Source organism: Gemmatimonadaceae bacterium (assembly GCA_036496605.1).
Classification (GTDB): Bacteria; Gemmatimonadota; Gemmatimonadetes; order Gemmatimonadales; family Gemmatimonadaceae; genus AG2.
Map to the genome: position 1 here is coordinate 201,841 of DASXKV010000004.1, position 24,013 is coordinate 225,853.

At 63.4% G+C, this 24,013-nt stretch carries 21 protein-coding genes and 1 tRNA gene; 13 read left to right on the forward strand and 9 right to left on the reverse strand.

The genetic code is table 11. From position 1 onward, the window contains the following. Positions 1-76 precede the first annotated feature (76 nt). Positions 77-235: a hypothetical protein gene (locus VGH98_02730; GenBank protein ID HEY2374867.1), complete on the reverse strand. Its 159-nt coding sequence runs from the start codon at positions 233-235 to the stop codon at positions 77-79. A 59-nt stretch (positions 236-294) separates the two neighbouring features. Continuing rightward, on the reverse strand, positions 295-1,119 hold the full coding sequence (locus tag VGH98_02735; GenBank protein ID HEY2374868.1) for a phosphatase PAP2 family protein: 825 nt from the start codon (positions 1,117-1,119) through the stop codon (positions 295-297). 198 nt (positions 1,120-1,317) lie between these two features. Between VGH98_02735 and VGH98_02740 the strand changes: the two genes are divergently transcribed. After that, a tRNA-Cys gene (locus tag VGH98_02740) sits at positions 1,318-1,389 on the forward strand. Between the two features lie 589 nt (positions 1,390-1,978). Beyond that, positions 1,979-2,668, forward strand: coding sequence for a hypothetical protein (locus tag VGH98_02745; protein HEY2374869.1), 690 nt, complete (start codon positions 1,979-1,981; stop codon positions 2,666-2,668). A 558-nt stretch (positions 2,669-3,226) separates the two neighbouring features. On the opposite strand, the gene VGH98_02750 is transcribed toward VGH98_02745, so the two are convergent. The 4 genes from VGH98_02750 to VGH98_02765 form a co-directional block, all read right to left on the reverse strand. After that, positions 3,227-3,571: a hypothetical protein gene (locus tag VGH98_02750; GenBank protein ID HEY2374870.1), complete on the reverse strand. Its 345-nt coding sequence runs from the start codon at positions 3,569-3,571 to the stop codon at positions 3,227-3,229. Between the two features lie 295 nt (positions 3,572-3,866). Further along, positions 3,867-4,628 carry an SDR family NAD(P)-dependent oxidoreductase gene (locus VGH98_02755; GenBank protein HEY2374871.1) on the reverse strand — a complete coding sequence of 254 codons (762 nt, stop codon included), beginning with the start codon at positions 4,626-4,628 and terminating at the stop codon, positions 3,867-3,869. A gap of 18 nt (positions 4,629-4,646) precedes the next feature. Then, a complete protein-coding gene (locus tag VGH98_02760) occupies positions 4,647-4,997 on the reverse strand; it encodes a PadR family transcriptional regulator (protein ID HEY2374872.1) in 351 nt (116 codons plus the stop codon). A 209-nt stretch (positions 4,998-5,206) separates the two neighbouring features. Then, positions 5,207-6,142, reverse strand: coding sequence for an aldo/keto reductase (locus VGH98_02765; protein ID HEY2374873.1), 936 nt, complete (start codon positions 6,140-6,142; stop codon positions 5,207-5,209). Between the two features lie 202 nt (positions 6,143-6,344). Here VGH98_02765 and VGH98_02770 point away from each other — a divergent pair, with 202 nt between their 5' ends. The 3 genes from VGH98_02770 (at position 6,345) to VGH98_02780 (ending at position 9,321) form a co-directional block, all read left to right on the forward strand. Then, the gene (locus tag VGH98_02770) at positions 6,345-7,451 is read left to right on the forward strand and encodes a hypothetical protein (protein HEY2374874.1); all 1,107 of its coding nucleotides are present in this window, start codon (positions 6,345-6,347) and stop codon (positions 7,449-7,451) included. 142 nt (positions 7,452-7,593) lie between these two features. Continuing rightward, complete coding sequence (locus VGH98_02775; protein ID HEY2374875.1) at positions 7,594-8,247, forward strand: hypothetical protein; 654 nt, start codon at positions 7,594-7,596, stop codon at positions 8,245-8,247. Positions 8,248-8,292: 45 nt separating this feature from the next. After that, complete coding sequence (locus VGH98_02780; GenBank protein ID HEY2374876.1) at positions 8,293-9,321, forward strand: tetratricopeptide repeat protein; 1,029 nt, start codon at positions 8,293-8,295, stop codon at positions 9,319-9,321. A gap of 19 nt (positions 9,322-9,340) precedes the next feature. Here VGH98_02780 and VGH98_02785 read toward each other — a convergent pair whose 3' ends face one another. Beyond that, complete coding sequence (locus VGH98_02785; protein ID HEY2374877.1) at positions 9,341-10,594, reverse strand: aminotransferase class I/II-fold pyridoxal phosphate-dependent enzyme; 1,254 nt, start codon at positions 10,592-10,594, stop codon at positions 9,341-9,343. A gap of 196 nt (positions 10,595-10,790) precedes the next feature. Between VGH98_02785 and VGH98_02790 the strand changes: the two genes are divergently transcribed. The 7 genes from VGH98_02790 (at position 10,791) to VGH98_02820 (ending at position 19,861) form a co-directional block, all read left to right on the forward strand. Next, entirely contained in the window at positions 10,791-11,195 is a 405-nt protein-coding gene (locus VGH98_02790; protein ID HEY2374878.1) for a P-II family nitrogen regulator, read from the forward strand. Next, positions 11,192-12,514 carry an ammonium transporter gene (locus VGH98_02795; GenBank protein HEY2374879.1) on the forward strand — a complete coding sequence of 441 codons (1,323 nt, stop codon included), beginning with the start codon at positions 11,192-11,194 and terminating at the stop codon, positions 12,512-12,514. The genes VGH98_02790 and VGH98_02795 overlap by 4 nt, the downstream gene beginning before the upstream one ends. A 30-nt stretch (positions 12,515-12,544) precedes the next feature. Next, positions 12,545-14,041, forward strand: coding sequence for an MFS transporter (locus VGH98_02800; GenBank protein HEY2374880.1), 1,497 nt, complete (start codon positions 12,545-12,547; stop codon positions 14,039-14,041). 180 nt (positions 14,042-14,221) lie between these two features. Then, positions 14,222-15,766, forward strand: a complete 1,545-nt coding sequence (locus tag VGH98_02805; protein HEY2374881.1) for a hypothetical protein — start codon at positions 14,222-14,224, stop codon at positions 15,764-15,766. 74 nt (positions 15,767-15,840) lie between these two features. After that, on the forward strand, positions 15,841-16,176 hold the full coding sequence (locus VGH98_02810) for a PadR family transcriptional regulator (GenBank protein ID HEY2374882.1): 336 nt from the start codon (positions 15,841-15,843) through the stop codon (positions 16,174-16,176). Positions 16,177-16,210: 34 nt separating this feature from the next. Further along, a complete protein-coding gene (locus VGH98_02815) occupies positions 16,211-18,886 on the forward strand; it encodes an ABC transporter permease (GenBank protein HEY2374883.1) in 2,676 nt (891 codons plus the stop codon). Between the two features lie 48 nt (positions 18,887-18,934). Continuing rightward, complete coding sequence (locus VGH98_02820; protein ID HEY2374884.1) at positions 18,935-19,861, forward strand: bifunctional helix-turn-helix transcriptional regulator/GNAT family N-acetyltransferase; 927 nt, start codon at positions 18,935-18,937, stop codon at positions 19,859-19,861. A 28-nt stretch (positions 19,862-19,889) separates the two neighbouring features. Here VGH98_02820 and VGH98_02825 read toward each other — a convergent pair whose 3' ends face one another. Then, complete coding sequence (locus tag VGH98_02825; GenBank protein ID HEY2374885.1) at positions 19,890-20,972, reverse strand: alpha/beta fold hydrolase; 1,083 nt, start codon at positions 20,970-20,972, stop codon at positions 19,890-19,892. Positions 20,973-21,191: 219 nt separating this feature from the next. Here VGH98_02825 and VGH98_02830 point away from each other — a divergent pair, with 219 nt between their 5' ends. Next, positions 21,192-22,544, forward strand: a complete 1,353-nt coding sequence (locus VGH98_02830; GenBank protein HEY2374886.1) for an esterase-like activity of phytase family protein — start codon at positions 21,192-21,194, stop codon at positions 22,542-22,544. 13 nt (positions 22,545-22,557) lie between these two features. Here VGH98_02830 and VGH98_02835 read toward each other — a convergent pair whose 3' ends face one another. Then, the gene (locus tag VGH98_02835; protein ID HEY2374887.1) at positions 22,558-23,982 is read right to left on the reverse strand and encodes an MFS transporter; all 1,425 of its coding nucleotides are present in this window, start codon (positions 23,980-23,982) and stop codon (positions 22,558-22,560) included. Between the last annotated feature and the right edge of the window lie 31 nt (positions 23,983-24,013).

A 24,013-nucleotide genomic window follows, 5' to 3' on the forward strand; every position in this document is an offset into this window, starting at 1 on the left:
CCTCGACTTGCTGAGCGGTGACCGCCGCCTCGTGACTGCGAATCAGCGCCGCGAGAGTGTTGCGCGCCGCTCGCAATCAGGTGATCTCGAACTCGAGCGCGCGAGCACCGCCAAGGTCTCGAGAAATCAGCGCCTCGTGGACGCGTCTCGCCGCTACGAGTTGCGTGCACGCGACTTCGAGACTAGTGATCACGATCAGGTGAGCGCTGATCGCGCCATCGAAGACGCGCACCATCGCCCGATGACCTGTGCGCCGATTACGCTGGATCGAGACAGCGCCTTGGAGCTAGAACGCTATCCCTCCGCGAGAGGCGCGGGGTGCTCTTCCTCGAGCATCTCCGGGGCGTTGCGCCGGGCGTAGAGTTGGATGACCTCGAGCGTCGCCATACAGAAGCCGGCCCAGGCGAGGCCGATGATGATCCCCGCGAGAACGTCGGACGGATAATGAACGCCGAGGTAGAGGCGGCTGAGGCAGATGATCGCGATGACGAGTGCCGCCACGAGAGCGACCGCGACCCGAGCCCGATGCGTGCGCTGGAGGCGGCCGGCAAGATAGGCGACGGTGCTGTACACGACCGTCGCGCTCATCGCGTGGCCGGAAGGGAAGGAATAGAACGTCGCCGTGGTTACCCACGAAATGATGTCGGGCCGTGGACGGGCGAAGCCCAGCTTGAGCAAGTTGTTGAGTAGCACGCCGCCGGCGGTCGAGACGAGCAGCAAGATCGCCGAGTGCTTGTGCTGATTGAGCCAGAGGAAGAGCGCCGCGACGCCGACGACCATCGCGACGACGGAGCTCGTCCCGAGTGACGTGATGTCGAGCATGAAGGCGTCGAGTGACTTGGTACGGTGCTGTCCAAGCCATTGCAGGATGGTGTCGTCGAAGGCCTGTGTGCCGCCGGAGCTGACGTGTCCGGCGAGCTCGGCGAATCCCCACGTGCCGGCGATCGCGATCGCGGCGCCGATCAGCACGAAAATACCGAAGGTTGCGTACGCGTTGTGCGCGTGCCTCGCAATGAAGCGCAGCACGATGAACGCAACATCCCAGAGCCTGCGGAAATGGCGGCGAGTGTCCGGCCCGGTCTCGATGGCCGTGCGACGTTCGTGAGGAGCGGAGCTCATCGACGCCGCAACGCATTCAAGAGGCGGGCCGGGATGCGGCGATCATGTGAGGGTCTGTGCGGGCAGCAACGAGCGACGGGGCGCCCGCTACAATTCCTGCGGCGCGAAGTGACGAGCAAAGGAAAAGTGAGTCGAAGATGTGCGCACGGGTGCTGACTTGTTGAAGTCCAAGCGCACAAATAGCTTCTGAGATTCTTGGGCGCGGTAGCCAAGTGGTAAGGCAGCGGTCTGCAAAACCGCTATTCGCCGGTTCGATTCCGGCCCGCGCCTCTTTATCGGCAAAAGGGAACGATTTACGCGCTCGCCTCAGATTGATGGGACGGCGCGTTTTCCTTTGCTGGCACGTTCGCTGGCACGTTCGGCCATTTTCAGGAACTTCACGACTTTTTGGTAGGAGCATCCTGCGCTACGCTGCGAGTAGTGTCAGCCGGAGCCGATGCCACTTGGGTCGGAGTGGCCTTAACGTCGGCTAGGATGCCGTCAAGCCCAGGCTGGCCTCCGGGCGCGTAACTCACGAATGCGGCCTTCACGGCGGCATCGGCTGCCCAGTTTTTAATCAGGGTTGCAAACATTGGCTTGGGTGCAAGATGTAGTTCGTCCGCGTCTTCGATGAACCCTGCTTTCCAGCTAGCGAGTGCGTCCCTGTCCGCATCCTTCCTAGCTTCGGCGGCCTTGATCTGATTGTACAAGCCCGCTAGGTAGGTCCACTGAGATGAGAAGCGGGAGTAAAAGGCTACGTAGACAGCGGTGAAAATCGCGCCGAGCCATGGCAGCGTCCTATAATCGCCGTCCTCACGCTGAGGTAGCTGAACTCGAGACGGCGCCTTCCGGGTAATTCGTTGTTATGCGTAGAGCCCCAGTGACGAGACTCTTCGACTACGCAGGGTGGGCTCATCGCGCCCACCAGTTCGTACTCATGCTCAAAGACCGCCCTGGCTTTAAAGTCGAAGCAAGCTACGTCGCTCCTCCCTTTCAGCCGGCGCAGTCAAACGCCCTTGATCGGCGCCTGGCCCAGTATCTCCCCGACACATTTCGACACTTTCTCACGCTCGGCACAGCGGCGATCGATTGCCGCTATAGCCTCGATGAAGACAGTGCCGCCGGTCGCGAGTTCAGCAAACTGTTCATCGGGTCCGACCTATATGGTGGTGCGCGCATCGGCCCGGCGAACGCACTGCCCCGGTTTGCGAGATCGTGCCTCGAGCGGTCCAGGGTCCTTCTCGAGGACCAGGACACCGACAGAGCAGACGATTGGGTGGAAAGCCTGCCCATAATTGCCGTCGGCAATGGCGACTACGTCGCGCTCAATGGAATCATTGGCAGAGAGATCGACGATCCTGCCGTGCTCTATCTGTCGCACGACGGAGATGATGCCGTGATGACTGAATCGTTCACGGCCTTTCTCGCGGCGTGGGAGCACCTGTGCTATGTCTCGCCCGACCTCTTGTTGCAAAACAGCTTCTTCGCCGCCGGCTATGCCTTGCTAGATCCAGATTCGCGTCGCGCGAAAAAGCTCCGCCAGCTCTTCGGCCTCAGCGCAATCTGTTGACACGCGGAGAAAACGCCAGCGGGGACCTTGTTACTGCGCAGGCCCTCGAGCGAGAAGGCGAGTCAACCGCTGTCAGATCGATCATCCTCGTAGCGACGAGCCGTTCGAAGTGTGACCGGAGTGCCCGTGGATGGGTGATTGCGACCGTTAGATCGCTAGGTCGCTGGTACGCTGGAAGCTCCTTCGTCGTTAGGGCGCTGTTTACGGCCCGATATGCCGTGAGATGATGCGTAGAAGATGAAAATTGGCCGGGAGACGCTGAATGCCGAGCGGGAGAGAGTGGTACGGGGGCTTTACTGGTGACAATTGGGGCGGTACGACTTGTTCAGTGATCGATAACGGTTGACGATGCAGCGGGACGAGGTGAGGACCGAGGTGGACAGCGATGAATGGCAACGGGATTTTGTTTGATCGCGACGCGACGGCGATCACGTGAGGCTATCGGGCCATGAAATACAGCGCTGCTGATTGACAACTGATCGGTAAGTGTGTGCAAGCGGGCGATACGGCCCGAGGTTCGAGCCGTACGCCGATTCATTGCGTCGTTACTCCGCTGCGTCAGAGCGGTACTCGTGTTAATTGCGATAGGATGACGATGAATTGCAGCTGGACGGCGATGAATTGCAGCTGGACGGCGATCAATCGCATGTCGAGGGCAGCGCATTGGAGCGGTTCAACGATCAGTTCGGGCGCTACTGCGATCAATCGGTTCGTGTTGGTATCGGGATGCATCCGTACGGTGCGCGATTCCGTCGGTACTCCGATGCATTCGAGCGATAGCCGGCTGAGTGGCAGCGGTAGGCCGATGGGTTCGATCTGTACTGCGAGACATTGAAGCGTTACGCGCGTGAGTCCCGTCGGCACTCCCGCGAGTCCCTCCGGGACGCCCGAGAGTTGCTTCAATACGCCACTCTATTCGCTCGGGACGCCAATCAATTCGTCCGGTACACCACACGATTGCTTCGTGACGCCGATCAATTGCTTCGATACGCGTCGGCGTTGATGCGCGATCCTATCGCGTCTTCACGATACGGCTGGCAATTGATGCCATGGCGCTCATGAATCGGTCGTGACGCGGTTGGATTGCCGCGGTGAACGCGGCGATTCATGCGTGACCAGTTTGCATCCGGTGGACGGCTCGTGGCATTCGTGGTGAATTCGGATCAGTTCCGGCGTTCTGAGTCGAACGGGCGATAGACTAACGGACCTGTTCGGAAGGCCTAACGAGGACCTCGTTGATCGCCATCCGCCGCGGACGCGTCACGATGAACGTGATCGTCTCCGCGATGTCCTCGGCCCGGAGTGGCTCGGCGTCGGCGAACATCGACTTTGTCTGCTCGAGAATCTCGGGGCGCAGATGCTCCGTGAGCTCCGTCGCGACAGCGCCGGGCTCGACGAGTGACACGCGTAGATGTCGACGTGTGACCTCTTGTCGCAGCGACTCGCTGAATGCGCCGACGCCGAACTTCGTCAGATTGTAGACGCCAGCGCCGGTTCGCGCCGAGCGGCCCGCGACGGAGCTGATGTTGACGAGGTCCGATACGCGCCGCGGATCCTGCTCGGCGGCGCGGAGCAGGTGTGGCAGCGCCGCGTGAGCGACGTAAAGGACGCCGAGCACGTTGAGACGCACCATTCGCTCCCACTCCTCGAGCGGCGCGTCTTCGATCGGGCCGAGGAGCATGACCCCGGCATTGTTGATCACGATGTCCAGCCGGCCAAGCTCACGTACCGTACGGTCAACGGCGTCGCGCGCCTGTTGCTCGACGGTGACGTCGGTAGTGAGAGCGATCGCGCGGCCGCCTTTGCCAAGCTCGCGCGAGAGAGCTTCAATCCGCTGCGTGCGCCGCGCAGCGAGAGCGACCGCTGCGCCCTCGGCGGCCAGTGCGCGCGCCGTGGCTTCGCCGATACCGCTCGAGGCGCCGGTTACCAGCGCCACCGTTCCTTCGAGTCTTCGTGTCATCGTGCCCGGAGTACCGCGCTAGATGGCGACGGCCCCGCTCGTTGACGATGGCGTCTGTGGAGTGAGCTTGAAGATCGAGAGTCCCTGCAGCTTTTCCCACGCCTGGAAGACTCGAATTCCGTACCATGTTGCGCAGTAGATGCGTCGCGGAATGCCGCTGATGCCTGGCTGCTTCTCTTCCTGCCTCGATTCGACCAGGCCCTTCTCCTGCATTCGCTCGAGCGTCACGTACACGGTGCCGCGACGAATTTCGCCTGCCGACTGCTCCACCAGCTGAAGACCATATAGCCCCCTTCTCCCGACCTTCATCAAGAGGCCGAGGACAACGCGTTCCTTCGGCGAAAGCCCGACGTTCTGCTCTGCGCTCATCACTCCACCATGGTTAGGGTGGGGTTCTACTGCAGATGGCCCTGCCTCGTACGTAAGACCGACTCTTACATCTGATAGGACAGCGCCGGCTCCATAACCGTTTACGGAGTCCAGCTGTTGCCTCGATGTAAGAGCCGCTCTGACAATTGATAAGATTATGAACTTCGACCGCGTGCGGTCAAGGCCGCGCCCGCTTGTAACGGCAAGCGTTACTCCGGAACCATCTCTTTCAAGCGTTTCGGCTCTTCGCCAAGCCATTGCGGGTGCGTTGCTGTCGAGTCGAAGATCGACGTCGTCTTGAAGAGCTCGAAACCTCCATCTGAGGCAGCGCCTTTCGTCTTCGCGAGAATCGCGTCGACCTGTGCTTTGCTCAGCGGCTGGAAAGTTCGGGCTGCCTCGATCGCCTGATCGAGAATCTCCATGCTGTCACAGCCGGTGATCACCACGGATGTCGGCAAATTGAGCGCGTAGTGCAGACACTCAGTCGGCGTCACGGTCTTCGACTTCAGGATGATGCCGTTCGCCATGCTCTTCATGCCGAGTACGCCGATGTTCTGGCGCACGAGCTCCGGAAGGACGGTCTGCCCAAAGCTGCGATAGTGCGCGTCCATGACGTTGAGGGGCATCTGCACGGCGTCGAAGTTGAAGCCGTGCTCGCGCGCGACGTCGAGAGTATGGAGATGAATGTGTGGGTCCTTGTGGCCCGTGAAGCCAATGAAGCGGATCTTTCCGGCTTTTCGTGCCTCGAGGAGTGCCGCGTTCGCTCCCTCCGGATCGAAGATGCGGTGTGGATCCTCGAAGCGAATGACTTCATGGTGCTGAACCAGATCGATGTGGTCCGTCTGGAAGCGCCGAAGTGATTCGTCGAGCTGTTTGGCGGCTTCCTGCTTGGACCGGCCGTCGATCTTGGTCATCAAGAGGACTTTGTTCCTATATCCGTCGCGGAGCGCCTTGCCCATTCTCATTTCGCTCAAGCCGTCGTTGTAGTCCCACGAGTTGTCCATGAACGTGACGCCGCGATCGATGGCGCTCCGCACGATTTTGATGCTGAGCGCTTCGTCGACGTGGGACAATCCGAGGTGCCAGCCGCCGAGGCCAATGGCGGAGACTTTTTCGCCGGTGCGACCCAGGGTTCGGTAGAGCATGAGAGGAGGGGCTAGGGGCGTGGAGATACTCTGTGTTACGTGCTAGAGCGCCTAACGCAGCCAGCAAGTCCTGGACGAGTTCGCGCAGAACCTCCCGCCGCCACCACGTGCTTTCCCATCGGTTTGCCGATTCCCGATGTCTATCTCATCGAGTGTCCGCGTGACGACCCGGACACGCCCTTTCCAACGAGATCGCCGGATTATGACTGGCATCAAATCGATCCTCAGGACATTCGTGGCGCTCGGTTCCATTGTGACGGCAGGCTGCGCCACGGGCACCGGCCCCGCCAACACCCAGTTCTTCATGGAACGCAGCTACATCGGGCCGGCGGCACACGACGACAGCATTCTCTATGAGGCGCAGGCGGCGGCGCACATCTTCCTCATGGACGGGCTCAACAGTGCGTTCGCGAAGTTGAGCCAGGACCGATCGCAAGACTGGCAGGGTGCGTTTCGAGTGATCCTGACGCCGATGTTTCTCATCCGGCAGCTGCACGATTCATCGGCCGCGGTGCGGACGCCTTCGTTCATGCCCGAGCTGTCGACGGAGTATCTGTTCGTAAGCCGCGTGGGCGACGCGACGGGCCCGGATGCCAATCTCCGATTTTCCCCCGTCCTGGTGAGGGGCATTCGCCTAACGCTAGCCCATCATTCCAATGGCCAGGCAGGTTGCTTCCGCTACGGCTTCGAGCCCGCTGACGCGCACGCGAACGTCTGCGTCCCGACCCCGGGCCAAGATACCAACGTCGTCAGACTCAATCTCACCAATGGCGACTTCTCGACGACGTATGCGGAAGCAATGGTGCACACGACGCTCATGAATCGGGCGAGAGGCGATCGTCCCACGCACAGCTTCGGGCTGGCCGCTGCCTACGACTGGCACCTCCGCGGTATTTTCGGCTCGCTGTCCGACGAACAACGCGAGCTCTACGGGAGTTGGCGGTTGCGAGGAATGGCGGAGGGGATGCAGCTCTTCGGGAACGAATGCGACGACGGAAGTTACCGGCTCTGGTACCAGAACTTTGCGTGTGCGTTTCGCGGGCGGGCGCGAATCAGCGGGGAATATGACCGGGCGCCGCAGAATCCGGGACCACTCGCGTTGCGCGTCGATCCGGCAATTCTCCCGTGGCGCGGACAGGTCGAGATCTCGTACGTGTTCACGAGGCTGCTCGGCACGGGCATCTTCGCTCGGTGGAACGATGGACAGGACTACTACAACATCGATTTCGTGAACCGCCGACGGGTATTCATGTACGGCCTGATGCTCGACGAGAGCGCAATCCCACGCATCGGTCCAGTCATTCCCTGAGACTCGTCAGGCAGCGCAGCAACTCCACCACAATCGGGAACCAAATAGGCCTTAGTCCAATGCCGCGCGCTGCGATCGCGTGCGGTATTGGACTACGGGTTGCCCAATGTCGTTGGCAGTCCCGAGAAGTTGGAGACGCTGAATGATTCGGAAGATTTTGACCATTGCCGGCGCGCTCGTCGCGTTAGGCTTCGCATACGCGTGTAACTCGGATAGGTCGCTGGCGCCGGTTACACACTCGCTCGGAACAGCCGAGCTCGTGCGGACCGATCGGTCCGTTCCCGATCTCGCTACTGTCATCGCGCTCAGACGAAGCGTCTATCTCACTGATGACGTGACCGAATCGGCGGTCATCGGACCTGACGGTGGCGAGATCGCAATCGAAGAGTCGGGATCCAAAATTGTTTTTCCGGCTGGCGCGCTACCGCGCAACACACGAATAAAGATGACGGCGAAGGCGGGGTGGAACGTCGCCTATGAGTTCTCTCCGCACGGAATTACATTCGCGGTGCCGGTGACAGTGCAGCAGGATCTGGGCTTCACGGTTATCAACGGCGCGGCCGCTGCGGCCAAGGTTCAGGCTGGTTATTTCCAGGGGAGTCTCGACAGCGTCTTTCTCGACGACTCGCGCTCCATAGCTCGTGTGTCCGAACTACGAAACACGGCTCTCGGACACCCTCTTAATTCGCTCGTCGCGAAGTTCTACATTTATCATTTCTCGGGGTACATACTCTCGTCTGGTTTCGCCGGGGACGGTGGCGACAGTGCGAGCGATGGCAACGTGCCGCAACCGTAGCTCGAACTGGCGGTGTACGGCCACTCTTGGAACGTGGGAGGATTCATGTTGATCGCGGATCAACTGCGGGATCCTTTCGCAGAGGCACGCGCGTTTGCCGAGCGAGCGCATTCGTCGGAGCGACGAGCCCCGGCTGAAGCGCTTGGCTGGTACGATCGCGCGCTCGCGACGCTGAGCGGTGAATGGAGCGAGATGCTCGTCGACGTCCTTCGGTGGAAGGGCACGGCCCATCGAGATTGCGGCGACATTGCGGAAGCGGAGCGACTTTACGAGCGCAGCGCAGAGATCGCAAAGGAGATCGGCTATCGCGCCGGTGTCGCACATGTCACGAATTGTCGCGCGATCATCCTCCATCTCCGTGGCGATCTGATTGCGGCAAAGGTGCTGTATTGGGAGGCAGGCGAGCTTGCGAAGCGCGCCGATGACTTTCGCCTGCTCGCGATGACGGAGCGGAACCTTGGGTCACTCGCTGCGATGCGGGGCTTTCCCGAGCAGGCGTTGAGTCATTACGACGAGAGTCTCAAAGTCGCGCAGTCGGTCAACGACGAGGAAGGCATTTCGCATACGCTCAACAACATCGCTCTCCTCTACTCCCATCATGGGCAGAGTCGAGCCGCGGAGGAGATACTCGAGCGCGTACTCGACGCGGCGCGTGCGGGCGGCGACGCCGCGGTCGAGTGCACGGCGTTGATCAATCTGGGGGAGCTCCGACTCCGCGCGGGACACCCCGATGAGGCCGAAGCGGCCTGTCTCGAGGCAATGACCATTGCCGACAAACGAGCCAGCCGGCCGCATCGCGCAGAAGCGCTCCGCGTGCTCGGCGAGGTTTGGTTCGCGCGCAACGACATTGAGCGGTGCGCGAGGGCGCTGGAGGAAGCCTTGCTGTTGACAGACGGCACCGAGGACGCGCTGCTCATGGCCGAGATCTGGCGGGCGAAGGCAATGTTGGAGGGAAGCCGAGGCGCGCACGGGGATGAACGAACAGCGCTCGAGAGGGCTCGAGCGCTGTTCACCGAAGCGGGTGTGTGGCAGCAAGTCGCGGCCGTTGACGTCATGCTTCAGCGGACGAGTTGAGCGCGTCGCCCAGCGCGCGTCAGCTGAGCGCTTCGCGCAAAATCGCGCTGCCCTCTCTGACCATCGTCGTATCGCAGCTGAACGCGAAGCGTAACGCGTCGGCGCAAGTCGCACCAAACGCGTCGCCCGGTGCACAGCCGATGCCTTGCTCGGCGAGCAGCGTCGCGAGCGCGCTCGCGTCGGCAACCTCGAGCCGCTCGTAGACTGACGTGTCGAGCTCGACCCATATATAGAAGGCGCCGCGCGGTGTGAACGGCTGCACTCCGTGAATGCCCGAGAGCGCGAGGAGCATCATGTCGCGGCGCTCGTGGTAGATCTCGCGCATCTCGGCGATGTGGCTGTCGCTGCCATTCACCGCGGCAACCGCGGCCCACTGCGCGAGGCTGTTCACGCCGTTGATCGTGCAGCGGAGCAGCTTCGGGATACGGTCGTGGAGCACCGGATCACGCGTGACGATGTATCCCGTGCGTAATCCACTCATCGCGTGACTCTTCGAGAATGAGAAGACGCTGATCACGCGCGCCTCGTTCGAGCGAGCCAGTGAGCCGATCGAGTGGTGGACGTGGGGCGAGTAGATCACGTCCTCGTACGCCTCGTCCGAGACGATGTGCAGGTCGTGGCGGCGCGCCAGCTCGAGAATCGCGCTGAGCTCATCGCGCGAGAGGACTGCGCCCGTTGGATTGTGCGGCGTGTTGAGGAAGATGGCTCGCGTTCGCGGCCCAATCGCTTGCGCAATGTCCCCGACGCGGTAGGCGAAATCGTGGGATGCGCTGAGCGGGACGCCGACTGGGACGCCGCCGGCGAGGCGGATGTTCTCGGCGACTTCCGTCCACATCGGATCGGGGATGATGACTTCATCGCCCGCGTCGAGGAGCGCGCTGAAGGCGACGTAGAGCGCGTGCATCGCGCCGTTGGTGACGAAAATGTCGTCGGCGGTGACGCTCGGTAGGCCATTCTTCTCCGTCACCTTGCGCGCGAGGGCACGCCGCAACTCCGGAATGCCGTTGTTGGGGATGTAGTGCGTTTTGCCGGCGTGGGCCGCCTGCGTGATGGCGTCGATGGCGTGTCGGGGCGGCGCGAAACTCGGGTCGCCAGACTCGAATCGGTAGACTCGCTTTCCGAGCGCCTGGGCAGCAAGCAGTCGCTCGCGGATCTGGACGATTTTGCCGAGCGAGAGCTGGTCGAGCGGGTGGTGAGGGCCGTGGAAGAGGGCCGGTGCGAAATCGATAGATGGGGCGGCGGAGCTACTACCTGCGGCGGTCTGCGGCGGCATGAAGAGCCTCTGGGCCAGGTCGACGCAGTGTAGCAGGACTACTGCGCGAAATGCAAGAACTGCTATGCAGATTCACGGAATAATGGCTCTGACTTCGCAAGTGAGCACGATTTTCTGCTGAAAAGGAAAAATTGCTTGACAGTTCAACCAGGCGACGACAGCTTGGCAAACGGTTTTTACTGGAATAGTGCACGGTATGAAGCTCATCACGGCTGTGATTCGACCTGACCGGCTTCGCGAAGTAAAGGAGGCGCTCTTCCGGGTGGGGGTAACGGGAATGACGCTCTCCCGAGTGAGTGGGCACGGTGGGGAGCGCGAGATCGTCGAGCACTACCGCGGCTCGTCGCTCGTGCTCGAGTTTCGAGAAAAGGTGAAGATCGAGGCGGCGGTGTCGGAGCCCTTCGTCGAGCCGACGATTCGCGCGATCATTTCGGCCGCGCGCACGGGTGACGTCGGTGACGGAAAGATCTTCGTGCAGGATCTCGATCGCGTCATCCGCATTCGCACTGGCGAGAGCGACATCGCGGCATTGACGCCGGTGACGGCGGACATGGTGCAAGCACGTGCTCGTCAGGCACAGGTTGAGGAGATCGCATCATGACGCCCGTCGTTTCCGCCGGCGATACTGCCTGGGTGCTCATCAGCTCGGCGCTCGTTATGCTCATGGTGCCGGGGCTCGCACTCTTCTACGGCGGTCTGGTGCGTCAGAAGAACGCACTCAACACGTTCATGATGAGTCTCGCGGCGCTTGGGCTCGTGACCGTGCAATGGGTACTGGGCGGCTACTCGATCGCATTCGGTCCGGGGTCTTCGTGGATCGGGGGGCTGAGCTGGTGGGGACTCGCCGGCGTCGGCGCCGCGCCTAACGCGGCCTATGCGGCGACGATACCGCACCTCGCGTTCGCGGTGTTCCAGGCGATGTTCGCGGCGATCACCGTCGCGTTGATTTCGGGCGCCGTCGTCGAACGACTGCGTTTCTCGGCCTATCTGCTCTTTGCACTGGCGTGGACGACGCTGGTGTATGATCCACTGGCGCGCTGGGTGTGGGGCGACGGCGGCTGGTTGCGCACGTTAGGCGCGCTGGATTTCGCGGGTGGCACCGTCGTGCACGTGAGCGCGGGGACGGCGGCGCTGGTCGCGGCGCTCATGCTTGGTCGCCGGCACGCGATCGCGCGCGGTGGACTCGTGCCGCACAACGTGCCGTTCACGCTGCTCGGGGCGGGCTTGCTGTGGTTTGGCTGGTTCGGCTTCAATGCCGGATCGGCGCTGAGCGCGTCGCCGCTGGCGGTGACGGCGCTGGTGAATACGCATGCCGCGGCAGCGGCGGCGCTCGTGTGCTGGTTGTTCCTCGACGTCGCGCGAAGTCGCCGCACCACGGCCGTCGGAGCCGCGACCGGGGCGATCGTTGGATTGGTGGCGATCACCCCGGCCGCTGGTTTCGTCACGCCGCGCGCGGCACTCCTCATTGGTGCCATGGCCGCGGGCGTTGTGTACCTGGCGATGCAGGCACGCGCACACACGAAGATCGACGACGCGCTCGACGTCTTCGCGTGTCACGGCGTGGCCGGAATTCTCGGAGCGCTGCTCACCGGTGTGTTCGCCACGAAGGCGGTGAATCCCGGCGGCGCGGACGGACTCCTCGCGGGGAATCCGATGCAGCTCGGCGTGCAGGCGCTTGCCGTCGCCGCGACGATGGTGCTGTCGGGCTCGATCACCGCGGTGATCATCGCCACGTTGCGCGCGGTGATGCCCATTCGTGCGTCATTGGGCGACGAGCTTGCCGGTCTCGATGCAACCGAGCACGGCGAAGAGGCGTATCACACTGGCGACATCGGCGAGCTGGCCGGTGCGGTGCCGTTAGGCGGCGTCATCCTCATCGAAGACGAGGAGGAGCAGGAAACGGCGACGGCTGCGGCGTAGCCGGCGTCGAGAGCGCGAACGATCGTGCCGATGTCGAAGCGGTGGACGCTCGTCGCGACGATCATCGCGTCGAGTATGACGTTCATCGACGGCACGGTCGTGAATGTCGCCCTCCCCGCGCTGCAGCGGAGTTTCGGCGCGACGATCGCCGACGTTCAATGGGTGATCGAGGCCTACGCGCTTTTTCTCGGCGCCCTCCTCCTGGTCGGCGGCTCGTTGGGCGATCAGCTCGGGCGGAAGCGAATCTTTCTCATCGGCGTCGTTGCGTTCACAGTTGCATCGGTGTGCTGCGGACTTGCGGCGACGCCGATGATGCTCATCGTTGCCCGGGCGGTACAGGGCATCGGCGCCGCGCTCCTGGTTCCAGGTAGCCTCGCGATCATCACCGCGACCTTCGACGGCGAGGAGCGCGGTCGGGCGATCGGGACGTGGTCGGGATTCAGCGCGATCACAACGGCGATCGGTCCGGTCGCCGGTGGCTGGCTCGTCGAGCATGCGAGCTGGCGGGCGGCGTTCTTCATCAACATTCCCTTCGCCCTTGTCGTCGTCGTGCTCTCCATCCGTTACGTGGAGGAGACACGGGACGCGACACGTGCCGGCGCGCTCGACTGGCTGGGCGCGACCCTCACGGTGCTCGCCCTCGGCGGCATGGTGTTCGGACTACTGCAGTCGCAATCGTTAGGCTGGACGCACCCGTTGGTCGCGGGGTCAGTCGCGGCGGGGCTCGTGCTTTTCGGGCTGCTCGTCGCTGTCGAGCGGCGTGCCGCCAACCCGATGATCAATCTCGACCTCTTTGGCTCGCGCACGTTCGCCCTGGCGAATCTGCTCACGCTGTTTCTCTACGGTGCGCTGGGGATGATGCTGTTCGTTGTGCCGCTCGAGCTCATCGAAGTGCAGGGCTACACGGCGACTCTCGCGGGCGCGACACTCCTTCCGGTGCCGATCATTCTGTTCGCGCTCTCGCGCTGGTCTGGCGGACTGGTCACTCGCGTGGGTCATCGCCTTCCGCTCACTGTCGGACCGGCAACTGCCGCGTTAGGCATCGGACTTCTGGGCATCGCTGGCGGGAGCGGCCCGCATTCCCTTTGGGCGCAATGGATCCCGGCGATGGTCGTCCTTGGCATCGGCATGGCGGTTACCGTCGCGCCGTTGACGACGACGGTGATGAACGCCGTCGAAGGCACGCACGCTGGCATGGCGTCCGGCATCAATAACGCCGTGTCGAGAGTCGCGGGCCTGCTGGCGATCGCGGTGTTCGGCGTGGTGCTCTCGCGCTCCTTCGAGTCCAACGTGACACCGAGGCTCGAACAGATGCGGCTGCCCGCTGCAGCTCAGAGCGCGCTGCAGCCAGAGTTGCGAAAGATGGCGGCGGCGTCGGTGGATTCGATTGCCGCCATTCCGGCGGATCGGCGGGCCGCGGTACACACGACGATCGACAGCTCGTTCAGTTCCGCGTATCGGAGCGTCATGCTCTGGCTCTGCGTGCTCTCGCTCGCGGCCGCGGTCGTCGGCGCGGCAATGACCTGATCGGATCGTCGTCAGGTGCTGCTTGCGCCGGCGCCCGCCGCGCTCATACGTTCCCGATGAGCGTGCAGGACGCCTCCGGTCCGCGGAAAGGGCTGCGCCCACCTGAGCAGGAACGGAACACGGCACGTTGACCTCTTTCGCGCCGATGTGCGGACACCGGCACCTACGAAGGAGGTTCACATGTCGGCATCTCGCCGAAGGCTCCCCGCGCGCGCGGATCTGGAGCAACAGAAGAAGCTCGCAAAGGAGCTTCTTGCCGCGTATCGCCGCGATGACACCGAAGCCACGGCACGCATTCGCGCCGAGCTCCCCGACAAGCAACGCATCGTGCTCGCCGACGCGCAGTTCGTGCTTGCGCGCGAATATGGATTCGCTAATTGGGCGGCGCTGGGCGAGCACATCGAACAACTGAATCTCGAGCGCCGCTCACCAGAGGAGCGATTCAAGCAGGCGGTGAGGCGGAGAAACGCCGCGGATCTGCGGCGACTCCTGCCGCAGCGCGAGAAGCTGCGCGACGTCGTGAACGCGCCGGCATTCGGGTTCGACTCGCCCGCGATCGTGGCGGTCTCTGGATCCGGCAACGTCGACCTCGTCGACGCAGTCCTCGCGCTCGGCGCCGATCCAAATCGGAAGAGCGACTGGTGGGCGGGCGGCTTCCATGCCCTCTATGGTGCGGACGAAGCGGTGGCGGGGCGCTTGTTTGCCGCGGGGGCAATTGCGGACGTCTGCGCGGCGGCACACCTCGACCGTGTCGACCTGATCGAGCAGATGCTGACCGCAAACCCGTCGCGCGTGCACGAGCGCGGTGGCGACGGGCAGACGCCACTCCATTTCGCGCGATCTCGCCGAGTTGCGGATCTACTCATCGAGCGGGGCGCGGACCTCGACGCGAAGGACCTCGATCACCGATCGACGCCGGCGCAATGGATGCTCGGTGACGGGGAGGACGGTGAGGAACGGCGGATGGAGGTGGCGAAGCACCTCGTCGAGCGGGGCGCCGGCGCCGACATCTTCCTCGTCGCCGCGCTCGGCCTAACGAGTCGAGCACGGGAGATGCTCCAACGGGACCCGGCGCTGCTCATGCTGCGAACGGGCCAGGGGGCGTATGCGGAGAAGCCGCCGAGCAGCTATCACATCTATTTGTGGACGATCGGATCGAACCTGACGCCGCTGCAGACAGCCTCGAAGTTCCGCCGGCCGGAGACACTAGAGGCGATGAAGCAGTTCGCGACGCCGGAGCAACGGCTCCTTCTCGCCTGCCACGATGCCAATCGGGCCGAAGCGGAGGCAATCGTTCGGGCGCGCCCGGGGATCGTCGCGAGCCTAACGACGAACGACCGGCGTGCGTTGACGGACGAAGCGTGGGCGGCGAACGCACCGGCCGTAGAACTGATGCTCGAGCTGGGCTTCGATCCCGGCGCGACGGGCGTGACGGGCCCGACTGCGGGCACGGCGCTGCACTGCGCGGCGTGGGAAGGCTCCGTTCCGTGCGTCGCCGCGATTCTACGCTATCCGGCCGGACGCTCCCTCATCGACGTCCGCGACCGGAACTATCACGGTGCGCCGCTCAATTGGTGCTGTCACGGTTCGGCACACTCCGGCAACCAGAACGCCAATCACGCCGAGGTCGCAAGGCTGCTCATCGAAGCGGGCGGACGCGTCGACCCGGATGCGATGGAGACCTCGGACGAGGTGATGGAGGTTCTCTACGAGTTGCTCGGCTGAGCGCGATGGGCCAGACGACGCCGGATCGGCACTGCCTCTTGACAAAGCTAGCTAGGCATAGCTACATCGGGGTCATGCCACGCCACAAGAACGACATTCTCCAGGGCACGCTGGTGCTCCTCGTGCTCAGGACGCTCGATGCGAAAGGGCGCACTCATGGCTACGCGATCACGTCACACATACAGCGCGTCTCGGCGGATCTGTTACGCGTCGAGGAGGGTTCGTTGTACCCGGCGTTGCATCGCATGGCGCAGGAAGGCTGGCTGCGGGCCGAATGGGGAACCACGGAAAAAAACCGTGAGGCGAAGTTCTACACGATCACGGCCGCGGGACGGAAGCAGCTCGAAGCCGAAAAAGAAAGCTGGGTGCGGCTCAGAACAGGGGTGACCCGCGTGCTACGCTATGCGTGAACCGGCGTAGAGCACGGAGCGAGGAGAACACATCATGTCATGGTTCAAGCGGCTGCTGAATCATATTCGCGGCGAAGCCGTGTCGACGGAGATCCGCCGGGAGATGCAGTTTCATCTTGCCGAGCGCGCCGATGATCTCGTCGCGTCGGGGATGACGCCGGCGGCAGCGCGGCGGGAAGCGCGGCGGCGTTTCGGCAGCCTGGCGTACCAAGGCGAACGGACGCGCGAGCGCGATCTCTTCGGGTGGCTCGATGCACTCACTGGCGATGTTCGCTATGCCTTCCGCTCACTCAAGGCGGCGCCGGCGTTCGCGATCGTCGCGATCCTGTCGCTTGGCCTCGGTATCGGTGCGAACACGGCGATTTTCGGGATCATCAACGCGGTGATACTCAAGTCACTGCCGGTGAGCCATCCCGAAGAGCTCGTGGCGGTGAGGCGCAACAAGGGCGACATCTTCACGAACCCGCTGTGGGAAGCGATCCGCGACCGACAGGACGTTTTCAGCGGGGTCTTCGCGTTCGGCTCGGCGAATTTCAACTTGACGTCCGGCGGCGAAGCGCGTCGCCTCGACGCGAGCTGGGTGAGCGGCGATTATTTCTCCACGTTAGGCGTCCGTCCGGTGGCGGGCCGGTTGATTGCGCGTGGCGACGATTATCGCGGGTGTCCCGCCGTCGCGGTACTGAGCGAAGGGTTCTGGCAGAGCCGCTACTCTGGCGATGCCGGCATCATCGGAAAAACCATCTCGCTCGACGGTCATCCGTTCGAGATCATCGGGGTGGCAGATAGGCGATTCTTTGGCGTGAGCGTCGGCGAGCGACCGCAAGCGTTCGTCCCCTTGTGCTCGGAGGCGATCGTCCGCGGGCCGAACAGCCAGCTCGATCGCCGCAGCAGCTGGTTCTTGCAGATCATCGGCCGTCCAAAGGCCCGCCTAACGACGGAGCAGGTGACGGCGCGGTTCGCGACGTTGGCACCGGCGATCATTGCGGCGACGATTCCGCCCGACTGGCCCGAGGACGCATTGCGCAGTTACCGGAAGGCCACGTTCAGCGTCGCGCCGGGCTCGCGGGGGTTCTCCGGCCTGCGCATGATGTACACGAAGGCGCTGTATGTCCTAATGGCGATTGTCGGGATCGTGTTGCTCATCGCCTGCGCGAATGTGGCCAATCTGCTGCTCGCACGCGCGACGGTGCGCCAGCGGGAGATGGCGGTGCGGCTGGCGCTTGGCGCGGGACGCGGCCGACTTGCACGACAACTGATCACAGAGAGCCTGCTCCTGGCGACGCTCGGCGCGATGCTGGGGGTGCTCTTCGCCTCGTGGGGGAGTCGCTTGCTCGTCAGGCTGATTTCGCGCTCCGATCGGGTCGTATCACTCGATCTCGGCGTCGACCAGCGGGTACTGCTCTTCACGATCGTCGTCACCACGGCAACGGGTCTGTTGTTCGGGCTCGTGCCGGCGTGGCGCGCAGGACGCGTCGATCCACAGGCGGCGATGAAGGCGCAAGGGCGCGGCGTTGCCGAAGGGCATAGCCGGTTCGGGATGGGAAAGGCGCTCGTCGTGGCGCAGGTGGCGCTTTCGTTGGTGCTGATCGTCGGCGCTGCGCTGCTGCTCGGCAGCTGGCGCAAGCTGGCGACGGTCGATCCCGGCTTCCGGCGCGATCAGATCCTGTTGATCGAAGCGGACATCCGCGGGACGGCGACGCCGCCCGAGCAGCGTCTTGCGCTGCATGAACAGATGCTCGATGCCATCCGTGCCATACCCGGCGTGCAGTCGGCGAGCGAATCGCAGATTACGCCGGTGGCAGGGGTCACGTGGAACGAGCTCGTGAAAACGGAGGGCTTCGTCCCAAAGGACGAGGACGATGGGCTCAGCTGGGCGAACGCGGTGAGCGACGACTACTTCTCGACGTTAGGCATTCCGATTCTTGCCGGCCGCGACTTCGACACCCGCGATACGAAGACGTCGCCGCGTGTGGTGATCGTGAACGAGGCGATGGCTCGGCACTTCTTCTCCACGCCGGCGGCGGTCGGCCGTCGCATCCAGAAGCAGGAAGGGAGTGAGTGGAGCCAGCCGATCGAGGTCGTCGCGGTCGTCGGAACGACGAAGTACACGTCGCTCCGAGACTCCGCTCAGCCGGTCATGTATTTTCCGCGCGCGCAGGAATCGGCAGTGGCGCAGTACGTGTCGTTCGAGGTCCGGACGAATGGCGCGCCGATGGGGATCGTTCCGGCGGCCACGAAGGCGCTGGCGGCGCTGAACCCACGCATCACGCTCGACTTCACGACGCTCGACCGACAGTTGTCGCAATCCCTGACGCTGATGCGGTTGATCGCGACGCTCTCGGGTTTCTTCGGCACGCTCGCGGTCTTGCTGGCGACGATCGGTCTCTACGGCATCATGGCCTACAACGTCGCGCGCCGTCGCAACGAGATCGGCGTGCGCATCGCGCTCGGCGCGGAACAGTCGCGGGTCGTGCGCATGGTGCTGGGTGAGGTGTCGCGCGTGGTGCTGGCGGGCGCAGCGCTCGGTCTGGCGCTCTCGGTGGCGGTGACGCGATTGGTGGCGTCGTTTCTCTATGGCGTGACGCCGACGGATACGGCGACGTTAGGCGTCTCGGTGATTCTGCTGGCGGCGGTCGGTGTGGCCGCGGCAGCGGTGCCGGCGTGGCGAGCGGCGAGATTGGATCCGGTGGCGGCGCTGCGCGAGGAATGACAGGCTGGATACTGGACAAAGTCAACCTTTTTGCCGACTGTTGTCGGCATGACCAATCAGGCTGCCAGGCGTGTCGCGCGGGTTCGGCGATTCAATCGCTTCTACACGCGCCAGATCGGAGTGCTCAATCGCGGCTTCCTCGAGAGTGAGTTCTCACTCGCGGACGTTCGCGTGCTGTACGAGCTGCGCCATCGCGATCAGCTCACGGCGAGTGTTCTCGGACAAGAGCTCGGGCTCGATGCGGCGTACCTGAGCCGCATTCTCCGCGAGCTCGAGCGCAAGGGATTGCTCGTCAAGAGTCCGTCGAAGTCCGACCGGCGTCGAACGCACTTACGACTGAGCGCAAAAGGTCGCCGCGTATTCGACGCGATCGACGTGCGGCAGCACGTCGCGGTGGCGGATATGCTTCAGGGTCTCGCCGCGACGGAGCAGCACGACATCGTCGAGTCGATGCGGCGCATCGAGCGGCTGCTCGAGCAGCCGCGCGGAGTCGAGCCGACGTACACGCTTCGTGAGCCGCAGCCCGGAGACATCGGATGGATCGTTCACCGGCACGGGGCGTTGTATCACGAGGAATACGGCTGGGACGAGCAGTTCGAGGTGCTGGTGGCGGAGATCGCGGCCGACTTCGCGAAGCAGCACGATCCACGGTATGAGCGGTGTTGGATCGCCGAGCACGACGGGGAAATCGTCGGCTCGATCTTCTGCGTGAAGAAATCGAAGACGGTTGCGAAGCTGCGGCTCCTCTACGTCGAGCCATCGGCGCGCGGGATGGGAATCGGGTCGGGGCTCGTCGAAGAGTGTATTCGGTTCGCGCAGTCGGCGGGCTATCGCAAGATGGTGCTCTGGACGCAGAGCGTGCTCGGCGCGGCGCGTCGGATTTACGAGCGCGCGGGATTCACGCTCGTTGACGAGGAACCCCACCACAGTTTCGGTGCCGATCTCGTCGCACAAACCTGGGAGCGCGATTTGTGAGCGTTCTTCCCCAGAATGACAATTGGAATTAAGGCTGTGCGTTCTCCGTCTTCGGGAAGAGCAGCGGGAGCGCGACGTCGGACGTGTACATGCACCGGGCGTTGTGTCCGCAGAGCGGGACGACGGCGACGACGTGATGGGCGCCGAGTTTCTCGTTCACTACTCGCGCAAACGCTTCGCCCCGGGCCAGTCTGGTGGGGCCCTGCGCCATCGCGGCGCAGGAGCCGTCGAAGCCGGCGAGGGGCAGGATGTCGAGCTGGCCGAGGAGATACGTCGTCGGTCGCGAAGCGAGCTGCTGGCGTAGCTGGCCGTCTGTCTCCTTCGCGGCGTAGCCGGTGTGGTTGCGCAGGCCGTACGGCCACTGATCATACGTGGTGCAGTTGCGCGCGTCGCGGAATGCCCGGAACAGCGACTCGTTAGGCGAGATCTCGGGGATGTACCCGGGCGGATTGGCTGTGATCGCGTACGCCGCCTGTGTCGGCCGAACGCTATCAGGGTAGGCGTAGCTCGACGGATTCGCGACGACATACGTCACCGGGACGCCGAGCTTGTCGTGGACCTGATTGGCCATCTCGTAGCGATTGACGACCTGACCGCCCGCGGAGTGCCCGACGACGACGATCGCCTTGAGATTGGGGAAGACGTCCTTGCGTGCGACCTTGCGCAGGATCTCGTCGAGGAAATCGAAGGAAGTGACCGCCGCATTGCTGTTCGCCGGGCCGCCCGAGCGCCAGCTGTTACAGTTCCAGCTTATCTCGTTAGGCGAGAGAATATCGCGGCACCCGGCGCCGTCGTTCGAGGCCAGGCGCGGAACGATGATGAGGGTGTTGTCGAGCGCGTCGGCAAGAAAGCCCGCGGCAAGGGTCGACCGGAAGTAGTTGTCGGCGTCGCGAGCGGCGCCATGAATGCTCACGAGCACGCGAGTGACCGCGTCGTTGCGCTTGTCCAACGAGTACGTGCGATAGACGAGCGATCGGCTCGGACCGCCGCCGAGGACTACCCACTCGGTGCAGGCGGGACCGGCAACGAGACAAGGCGCGACCGGCGCGGCGGCCGCGGGCGCGGCAAGGACGACACTCGCTCCAACGACGAGCAGCAGACGACGACCCATCGGGGTTCTCCGGAATCGAGAGTGAGTACATCCGTAACGACCGTAGGATAGTCGCTCGCACGTCCGGCGTCGATGTCTCGAAGACGAGCCCGTGATCGCATCGTGATCGAACTGTTGCGCGCCTGTGTCCGATGGAGGCTCGACTCACCGGGAGGCGTCGGATCATTTCCGACCGCTCGGGCAGCTCGCACCAAGATTCCCCTTCCACCGGAGATTCGCATGACCTTCATGCAGTTTCGCGCCGAGGCGTCGCGGCTCGGCGTCCTCCTTGCTGCGTCAGCTGCCCTTGCCTGCGGCACTGATCATTCCGCGCCGACAGCGCCCGCCCTCAGCGGACCGCAGTTCTCCCGGCAGTCCGCCCGCGACGCCAACTCGCTGCCGGTGGTGACCGGCGTGCGGGTGGCGAGAATGCTGCCTAACGACACACTGGCGACGATCAACGGCGTGCACGTCTTCCACGGCGGGTTCGGCTCGGCGCTGGAGTCGTCGCCCGACGGGCCGAACGTGCTCTACTCGCTCACCGATCGTGGTCCGAACGTGGGCGGCACCGGGAACGACAAGCTCTTCGTCGTGCCGAACTTTCACCCGCAGATTGGCGTCTTCCGCCAGCACGGCGACATCCTGAAGCGCGAGCGAGTGATCGTGCTGAAGGACGAAATGGGCAAGCCGCTAACGGGCCTGCCGCCAGCCAGTGGTGGAAGCACGGGTGAGGTTCCAAAGACGCTCGACGGTACGCTACTCGCCAACGATCCGAACGGCATCGACAGCGAGGGGCTTCGCGCGATGCGTGACGGCACGTTCTGGGTCTCGGACGAGTATGGTCCGTTTCTCGTACACTTCGACCGTACTGGACGGACGATCGAGCGCGATTCGCCGTTCGGCGGTCCGCATCCGCTGCCGGCCGTGCTGGCGCTGCGCCAGCCGAACAAGGGGATGGAGGGTCTGGCGTCGATCGACAACGGCCGGGTGTTGGTGGGCGTCATTCAGAATCCGCTCAACAATCCAGCGTCGGCGGTGAAGAACTCGAAGCTACTGCGGATGCTGGTGTTCGACACGAAGACCGGCGCGACGAAGCAGCTCGCCTATCTGCTCGATGATCCGAAGTATGGTGTGAGCGAGATCGAGGCGGTGTCGCCGACGCAATTTCTCGTCGACGAGCGCGACGGCAAGTTCTTCGGCGATCCGGCGGGCGCGTCCGTCCAGAAGAAGATCTACGTCGTCGACATCGACGGCGCGACGGACGTCAGCGATCCGGCGAACGGTCCAACCGGCCTAACGATTGGCGGGAAGACGCTCGAGCAGATGAGCGAGACCGATTTGGCCACCAACGGCATCGTGCCGGTGAAGAAGCAACTCCTCATCGACATGCTCGCTTTCGGTTACACGCACGACAAGGCAGAAGGTGTGACGATCACCGACGGCGGACGCACGATCGCGGTGTCGAACGACGACGACTTCGGCGTGACGGACGACGGGAACGGGCACCTGATACAGAAAGTGCTTCCGTCGGGCGCGATCGATCACAACGAAGTCTGGTTCTTCCGTCTCAGCAAGTCGATTTACGATCGTTAAGCGTCGCCCAGAGTCAGTGCTTGCGGCCAGGCATGCCGCTGCTCGGGACCGGTTGCGCGGATTCCGGCACGAGCAGCGGCTCGACCTCGTCGGCGCGGACGATCGCCGCCTCCGGCACCTCGCGGACGGCTCGATCGTCGACGATGCCGACGAGCGCGGCGGCGACGAGCATGCAGACGCCGCCGATCATGACAAAATAAAGCGGCGTCTGCGGATTCCCGGCGCCGAAAGTCGCGCGCGAAAACCGACCGAATAGCGAGCCGGCTGCGATCTCGGGCGTCACGATGAAAAAGTTGAAGATGCCCATGTAAACGCCCATCCGTTGCGGCGGCAGTGCGGTCGAGAGAATCGCGTAAGGCATGGACAAAATCGACGCCCAGGCGATACCGACGCCGACCATCGTTAGGAGGAGCACATACTGATTGTGGATTAGGACGACGGACAACAAGCCGATGCCACCGCAAAGGAGCGAAAGAGCGTGCACCAGCTTTCTGCTTGTTGCTTCGGCGATGCGGGGGAGCACGAGAGCGACCAGAAAGCAGGTGATTGAATAGAACGCAAAGGTGAACCCGCCCCACTCGATACCGCGCGTGTACAGCGCCGATTTTGGATCTGTCGCTCCGAAAACGTGACGCGCGACTGCAGGTACGAAGTACAGCCACATGCAAAAGAGGCCGAGCCATGTGACGAACTGTACGACAGCGAGTTGACGCATCGTCGCCGGCATTTGCCGAAGCGATTCGCCGATGTCGACGAGTAATGGGCCGAGTCCACGGCGATCCTTCCTGGCGCGCTCGAAGGCCGCCATGTCTTCAGGGGGGAACTCTGCAGTCGTGAACACGGTCCAGAGCACGGCGATGAGGAACGCGGCGGCGCCGACCTGAAACGAATACTTCACGGAAAGAGGAATGCCGCTGGCCGTGTTCCCGGTGACTCCGAGTCTAGCGAATACCCATGGTAAAGCATTCGCGAAGCTGGCGCCGATGCCGATCATGAGAGACTGCATAACGAAGCCTTCCGTCCGCTGTGACATGGGCAGCTTGTCGGCGACGAAGGCGCGGAACGGCTCCATCGAGATGTTGATCGATGCGTCCAGAATCCACAGAAGGCTCGCCGCCATCAGCAGGCTCCGAGAGGTCGGCATGACGAACAGCGCGATCGACGCGAGAATGGCGCCCGTGAGGAAGTAGGGCCGGCGTCTGCCTAACGGGCCCCACGTGCGATCGCTCAGCGCGCCGATCACCGGCTGCACGAGAAGTCCCGTGAGCGGCGCGGCCAGCCAGAGGAGGGGCACGTCGTCCGGACTCGCGCCGAGACGTTCATAGATGGCGGACATGTTCGCCAATTGCAGTCCCCAACCGAACTGAATGCCGAGAAATCCGATGCTCATGTTGAACATCTCGGCGGGATTCAGGCGTGGTCTCGATGTCGCGGTCATGTGTCAAGACAAGAAGGTTGGCGGCTGGCTC